Source organism: Allobosea sp. (assembly GCF_035944895.1).
Taxonomy (GTDB): Bacteria; Pseudomonadota; Alphaproteobacteria; order Rhizobiales; family Beijerinckiaceae; genus Allobosea.
In genome coordinates, this window is record NZ_DASZAT010000010.1 from 1322326 (window position 1) to 1328815 (window position 6490).

General features: G+C 66.6%; 6 protein-coding genes. 4 read left to right on the plus strand and 2 right to left on the minus strand.

Annotated features, from left to right (window positions below):
- The first annotated feature begins 31 nt into the window (after positions 1-31).
- Genes VGV58_RS21955 through VGV58_RS21970 form a run of 4 tightly spaced genes read left to right on the plus strand, consistent with a single transcriptional unit; the run spans position 32 to position 3992 of the window.
- On the plus strand, positions 32-1042 hold the full coding sequence (locus tag VGV58_RS21955) for an ABC transporter permease subunit (RefSeq protein ID WP_326876143.1): 1011 nt from the start codon (positions 32-34) through the stop codon (positions 1040-1042).
- A gap of 40 nt (positions 1043-1082) precedes the next feature.
- Positions 1083-1985 (plus strand): ABC transporter permease subunit, encoded by a 903-nt coding sequence (locus VGV58_RS21960; protein ID WP_326876144.1) that lies wholly within the window; start codon positions 1083-1085, stop codon positions 1983-1985.
- A gap of 4 nt (positions 1986-1989) precedes the next feature.
- On the plus strand, positions 1990-3012 hold the full coding sequence (locus VGV58_RS21965; protein ID WP_326876145.1) for an ABC transporter ATP-binding protein: 1023 nt from the start codon (positions 1990-1992) through the stop codon (positions 3010-3012).
- Positions 3009-3992, plus strand: coding sequence for a peptide ABC transporter ATP-binding protein (locus VGV58_RS21970; protein WP_326876146.1), 984 nt, complete (start codon positions 3009-3011; stop codon positions 3990-3992). Before VGV58_RS21965 ends, VGV58_RS21970 begins: the two co-directional genes overlap by 4 nt.
- 129 nt (positions 3993-4121) lie before the next feature.
- Here VGV58_RS21970 and VGV58_RS21975 read toward each other — a convergent pair whose 3' ends face one another.
- Both VGV58_RS21975 and VGV58_RS21980 read right to left on the minus strand, forming a co-directional pair.
- On the minus strand, positions 4122-5972 hold the full coding sequence (locus tag VGV58_RS21975) for an ABC transporter ATP-binding protein (RefSeq protein WP_326876147.1): 1851 nt from the start codon (positions 5970-5972) through the stop codon (positions 4122-4124).
- A gap of 371 nt (positions 5973-6343) precedes the next feature.
- The coding region (locus VGV58_RS21980) for a c-type cytochrome (protein ID WP_414644050.1) at positions 6344-6490 on the minus strand (147 nt) is incomplete at its 5' end.

A 6490-nucleotide genomic window follows, 5' to 3' on the forward strand; every position in this document is an offset into this window, starting at 1 on the left:
GAGACGCCCGGCCCATAAGACTGGCACAACCATGCTTCGCTTCATCCTGACCAGGGTCAGCCTCGTCATCCCGACCTTCATCGGCATCACGTTGCTGGCCTTCTTCCTGGTCCGGCTCGTGCCGGGCGATCCGATCGAGACCATGGCCGGCGAGCGCGGCATCGATCCCGCCCGCCATGCGCAGTTGCTGAAGGAGTACGGCCTCGACCAGCCGCTCTTCGTCCAGTACGGCCGCTATATCGAGCGCGTGGTCCAGGGCGATCTCGGCAAGTCGATCGTGACGCGCGACAGCGTGCTCTCCGAGTTCGGCCAGCTCTTCCCCGCCACCATCGAGCTTGCGCTCTGCGCCATCCTGCTCGCGCTGCTCATCGGCCTGCCGGCCGGCATCATCGCCGCGGTGAAGCGAAACTCGATCTTCGACCATGGCGTGATGGGGATATCGCTCACCGGCTATTCGATGCCGATCTTCTGGTGGGGCCTGCTGCTGATCCTGCTGTTCTCGGTGCAGCTCGGCATCACGCCGGTCTCCGGCCGCATCGCGGTGCAGTACTTCATCGAGCCGGTCACCGGCTTCCTCACCATCGACAGCCTGCTCGCCGGCGACATCGACGCCTTCTGGTCGGCGCTGTCGCACCTCGTGCTGCCGGCGATCGTGCTCGGCACCGTGCCGCTCGCCGTCATCGCCCGCATGACCCGCTCGGCCATGCTGGAGGTGCTTGGCGAGGACTATATCCGCACCGCCCGGGCCAAGGGCATGGCCCCCTTGCGGGTCGTCGCCCTGCATGCGTTGCGCAACGCACTGATCCCGGTCGTCACCGTGATCGGCCTGCAGGTCGGCACGCTCTTCACCGGCGCGATCCTGACCGAGACGATCTTCTCCTGGCCGGGCGTTGGCAAATGGCTGATCGAGGCGATCAGCCGGCGCGACTATCCGGTCCTGCAAGGCGGAACCTTGCTCCTCGGAATGGTCGTGATGAGCGTCAATCTGCTCGTCGACCTGCTCTACGGCGTGATCAACCCGCGCATCAGGCACGCCCGATGACCCGCCTTTCATCCCTTCGCTCCCATCGGAGCCTTCGCCCATGAGCACCGAGACCTTGCAAGCTCCCGCCGTCAGCGTCGCGCCGCCCCATCCAGCCCGCGAGTTCTGGACTTATTTCAGCGCCAATCGCGGCGCCGTCGCCGGGCTCATCGTCATTGCGCTCGTGCTGTTCTGCGCCCTGTTCGCGCCGCTGATCGCCCCGCATGATCCGAATCTGACCAACAATGCGGTCTTCCTGAAGCCGCCGTTCTGGCAGGAGGGCGGCTCGCTCTCCTATCCGCTCGGCACCGACGCGATCGGCCGCGACATCCTCTCGCGGCTGCTCTATGGCGCCCGGCTCTCGCTGGTCATCGGCATCGCCGTCGTGGCGCTGGCCATCGTCGTCGGCATCGTGCTCGGGCTCGTCGCCGGCTTCTTCAAGGGCATCGCCGATATCGCGATCATGCGGCTGATGGACATCCTGATGACCATGCCGAGCCTGCTGCTCGCCATCGTCATCGTCGCCATCCTCGGCCCCGGCCTGATGAACGCGATGCTCGCCGTCGCCATCGTCGTGCTGCCGCATTACGTCCGCATCACCCGCGCCGCCGTCATCGCCGAATCCTCGAAGGACTATGTCGTTGCCGCCCAGGTCAGCGGTGCGCAGACGGCCCGCCTGATGTTTTCCGAGATCCTGCCGAACTGCGCCGCGCCCCTGATCGTGCAGGCGACGCTCGGCGTCTCCACCGCGATCCTCGACGCCGCTGCGCTCGGCTTCCTCGGCCTCGGCGCCCAGCCGCCGACTCCGGAATGGGGCACCATGCTCGCCGATGCCCGCGAATTCGTGCTGCGCGCCTGGTGGGTCGTCACCTTCCCGGGCCTCGCCATCCTGATCACCGTGCTCGCCTTCAACCTGCTCGGCGACGGGCTGCGCGATGCCCTCGATCCCAAATTGAAGCGCTGATCCCATGCCCCTGCTCGAGATCGAAAACCTCAGCGTCGAGTTCCCGACCTCCCAGGGAACCCTGCGCGCGGTCGACCGCATCGACCTCACCCTCGACGAGGGCGAGGTGCTCGGCGTCGTCGGCGAATCCGGCTCCGGCAAGTCGGTCACCATGCTCGCGCTGATGGGCCTCGTCGGCTATCCCGGCCGCGTCCGCGCCGACAAGCTGCGCTTCGACGGCCGCGACCTCCTGACCATGTCCGCCCGCGAGCGCCGGCAGCTCACCGGCAAGGACGTGGCGATGATCTTCCAGGAGCCGACCACCAGCCTGAACCCCTGCTTCACCATCGGCTTCCAGCTCGCCGAGACCCTGAAGAAGCACGAGCGCATGGACAGCAAGGCGGCCAGGCGCCGGGCGATCGAACTGCTCGAGCAGGTCGGCATCCCCGCCCCGGAAAGCCGCCTCAAGGCCTTTCCGCACCAGCTCTCCGGCGGCATGAACCAGCGTGTGATGATCGCCATGGCGATCGCCTGCAATCCGCGCCTGCTGATCGCCGACGAGCCGACGACAGCGCTCGACGTCACGATCCAGGCGCAGATTCTCGATTTGCTGATGTCGCTGCAGAAGGAGCGCGACATGGCGCTCGTCCTGATCACCCACAACATGGGCGTCGTCGCCGAGACCGCGCAGCGCATCATGGTGATGTATGCCGGGCAGATCATGGAGGAGCGCAAGGTCGACGCGCTGTTCTCCGCCCCGCAGCATCCCTATTCCGCCGCGCTGCTCGCCGCCCTGCCCGAGCGCAGCGAGGGTGCGAACCGGCTCGCCACCATCCCCGGCATGGTGCCCGGCCTCAACGATCGGCCGAAAGGCTGCCTGTTCAGCCCGCGCTGCGCCTACGCTACCCAGCATTCGCGCACGGTCCAGCCACAGCTCCGGCCTTGGGCTGACGGCCATGTCCGCTGCCACTACCCCCTCGGCGATGCCCAGCGCGAGGCGGAGCGCGCCCGCGATGAAGCCGGCGCGACGACGGAGGCGGCCCGATGAGCACTCCCGTCATCGAAGCTCGCGACCTCGTCCAGACCTATCAGGTCAGGCAGGGGCTCTTCCGCCCGCCGGCGCAATTGCAGGCGGTGAACAAGGTCTCCTTCGCGGTCGAGGCCGGCCGCACTCTGGCCGTGGTCGGCGAGTCCGGCTGCGGGAAGTCGACGCTGGCGCGCATGGCGACGCTGATCGAGAAGCCGACTTCGGGGTCGCTGACGCTCGACGGGCTCGACGCTGTCTCGCCACCGGCGAGCGAGCAGCGCCGCCTGCGCCGCACCGTCCAGTTCGTCTTCCAGAACCCCTATGGCTCGCTCAATCCGCGCAAGAAGATCGGCACGATCCTCGAGGAACCGCTGCTGATCAACACCGACCTTTCCAAGGCCGAGCGGACCGAGAAGGCCCGCGCCATGATGGCCAAGGTCGGCCTGCGGCCGGAGCACTATGCCCGCTACCCGCACATGTTCTCGGGCGGCCAGCGCCAGCGCATCGCGATTGCCCGCGCGTTGATCCTGTCGCCCAAGGTCGTGGTCGCCGACGAGCCGGTCTCGGCGCTCGACATCTCGATCCAGGCGCAGGTCCTCAACTTGCTGGCCGACCTGCAGGACGAGCTCAAGCTCGCCTATCTCTTCATCTCGCATGATCTCAGCGTCGTCCGGCACATCGCCCATGACGTGATGGTGATGTATCTCGGCAATGCCATCGAGCATGGGCCGAAGGAGCGAATCTACGCTCGCCCCTTGCATCCCTATACGCAGGCGCTGCTCGCTTCGACCCCGCGCGTCGGCGGTGACAAGCGCGAGCGCATCGTGCTGCGCGGCGAACTGCCCTCGCCGCTCAATCCGCCGACGGGCTGCGTCTTCTCGACCCGCTGCCCCTTCGTTGCCGATCGCTGCCGAACCGAGCGCCCGCAGAAGCGCGAGGTCGACGGACGTCAGGTCGCCTGCCACTACGCCGAAACCTTTTTGGCCAAGTCGGCGGCTTGAGGGCGGAAGCGGCTATCGATTGAAGGCTCGCCCTCGGCAGGCCGGATCATTGCCAGCGAAAGCAAACAGCCCGGGAGCTACCGCTCCCGGGCTGTTTCGTCATTGAGCTCTTCGCAATGGCGAGGCGGCTCACGCCACCTTGGCGATCACCGGCTTGGCTTCCCACTCCTCGCCCCAGATCATCACGGCATGGCCGGGCGAAACCTCGCGGTACTGGCGCACCGGCGGGACATAGTCGGCCGGACGGATCGGGCTCTTGATCTCGTCGTTCGAGACCGGGCGCTTCTGCAGGCGCCGGGCCGGATCGGCGATCGGCACCGCCGCCAGCAGCCGCTTGGTGTACGGATGCTGCGGATTGCCGAAGATCGCCTCGCGCGGGCCGATCTCGACGATCTCGCCAAGATACATCACCGCGACGCGGTGGCTGACGCGTTCGACCACTGCCATGTCGTGCGAGATGAAGAGATAGCCGAGGCCCATGCGGGCCTGCAGGTCGAGCATCAGGTTGACCACCTGCGCCTTCACCGAGACGTCGAGCGCCGAGACCGCCTCGTCCGCCACGATCAGGCGCGGCTCGACCGCGAGCGCGCGGGCGATGCAGATGCGCTGGCGCTGGCCGCCCGAGAACTCGTGTGGGAAGCGGTTCGCCATCTCAGGCAGCAGGCCGACCCGCTTCAGGAGGTCGGCGACCTTGTCGCGCGCTTCCGAGCGGCTGGCGAGGTTGTTGATCAGCAGCGGCTCGGCAATCGCCGCGCCGACATTCATGCGCGGATTGAGCGATGCGAACGGATCCTGGAAGATCATCTGCATGCGCTTGCGCTGCTCGCGCAATTCGCCCTGGTTGAGCTTGAGCACGTCGACGCCATCGAGCAGCACCGAACCGGAGAGCGGTTCGACCAGGCGCAGCACCGAGCGGCCCGTCGTCGATTTGCCGCAGCCGGATTCGCCGACCAGCGCCAGCGTCTCGCCCGCCTTCAGGCTGAAGGAGACGTTCTCGACCGCATGCACCCGGCCCTTGACCGAGGAGAGCAGTCCGGAACGGATCTCGAAGCGGGTGGTGAGGCCCGCGACCTCGAGCACCGGACGCTCGGCCGCCTGGACCGTGTCCGGAACCTCGGTCGGCACGTCGGACAGGCCGGTATTGCGATCGACCACCGGGAAGCGCATCGGCCGCACCTTGCCTTCCATCGAGCCCAGCCGCGGCACGGCCGAGAGCAGCGCCTTGGTGTAGGGCTTCTGCGGGCTGGCGAAGATGTTCTCGGTCGGGCCGGTCTCGATCTCGTCGCCATTGTACATGACGACCGTGCGGTCGGCGATTTCGGCGACGACGCCCATGTCGTGGGTGATGAAGAGGACGGACATGCCCTCCTCATGCTGCAGCTGCTTGATCAGCTCGAGGATCTGCGCCTGGATCGTCACGTCGAGCGCGGTGGTCGGCTCGTCGGCGATCAGGAGCTTGGGCTTGCAGGCCAGCGCCATCGCGATCATCACGCGCTGGCGCATGCCGCCGGAGAAGCGGTGCGGATATTCGTGGAAGCGCGACTTCGCCGAGGGAATCTTGACCTTCTCCAGCAGGCGCACCGTCTCGGCCTCGGCTTCGGAGCGCGACAGGCCGCGATGCAGGATCAGCGCCTCGGCGATCTGGAAGCCGATGGTGAGCACCGGATTCAGCGATGTCATCGGCTCCTGGAAGATCATCGCGATGTCGTTGCCGCGGATCTCGCGCATCTGCGCGTCCGGCAGGGTCAGCAGCTCCTTGCCGTTGAGCTTGATCGAGCCCTCGATCTTGCTGGAGCTCGGCGGCGTCAGGCGCATGATCGACAGCGCCGTGACGCTCTTGCCGGAGCCGGATTCGCCGACGACCGCCAGCGTTTCCTGCGGCTTGATGTCGAAAGAGATGTTGCGCACGACCGGCTTCCAGAGTCCTTCGACCCGGAACGAGGTCGTCAGGTTCGAGACCGAGAGGATCGGAGAGGTCATGCCAGGTCCTTCTTAGCGATCTGATTGGGCTGCAAAGCGGGCACAAGCGCCCACCCCGCGGCCGGTGGGCCGGGTACAAAGTCGGTCCAGAATAACCAGCGCGCGGCAGATGTCAGCAGCCGACGTCACAAAAGATTTGCCACCCTGCCTGCTTTTTACGCCGGAGCGCAGCCGGGTTACACGGCCTGGGCGCAGACTGAGGAACGGCTCGCGCCTGCATTGCATGGCAAAACCGGGCGGCCAACAGCTCCGGCAAGACGCCCTGCCTCGACCTCTGCACCGGCTGTCTCAGGCCGAGCTCACTGCGCCGCGCCAGGGTGACGGCGCTGTTCGCCGCGCACGACATGGATGTGATGCAGCGCTAAGCCCGCTCACATCTTCTTGCCGTCCTTGCCGAACTGCTTGAGGAAGGCGGTGAGATCGGCGATCTCCTTGTCATTCTTGATGCCGGCGAAGACCATCTTGGTGCCGGGGATCTTGGCCTTGGGATCCCGAATGTATTCGGCGAAGACCGCCTC

Bases quoted from the DNA above. Each gene is read 5' to 3' on its own strand.
- VGV58_RS21975 (WP_326876147.1), bottom strand. From the start codon at position 5,972: ATGACCTCTCCGATCCTCTCGGTCTCGAACCTGACGACCTCGTTCCGG.
- VGV58_RS21955 (WP_326876143.1), top strand. From the start codon at position 32: ATGCTTCGCTTCATCCTGACCAGGGTCAGCCTCGTCATCCCGACCTTC.
- VGV58_RS21965 (WP_326876145.1), top strand. From the start codon at position 1,990: ATGCCCCTGCTCGAGATCGAAAACCTCAGCGTCGAGTTCCCGACCTCC.
- VGV58_RS21960 (WP_326876144.1), top strand. From the start codon at position 1,083: ATGAGCACCGAGACCTTGCAAGCTCCCGCCGTCAGCGTCGCGCCGCCC.
- VGV58_RS21970 (WP_326876146.1), top strand. From the start codon at position 3,009: ATGAGCACTCCCGTCATCGAAGCTCGCGACCTCGTCCAGACCTATCAG.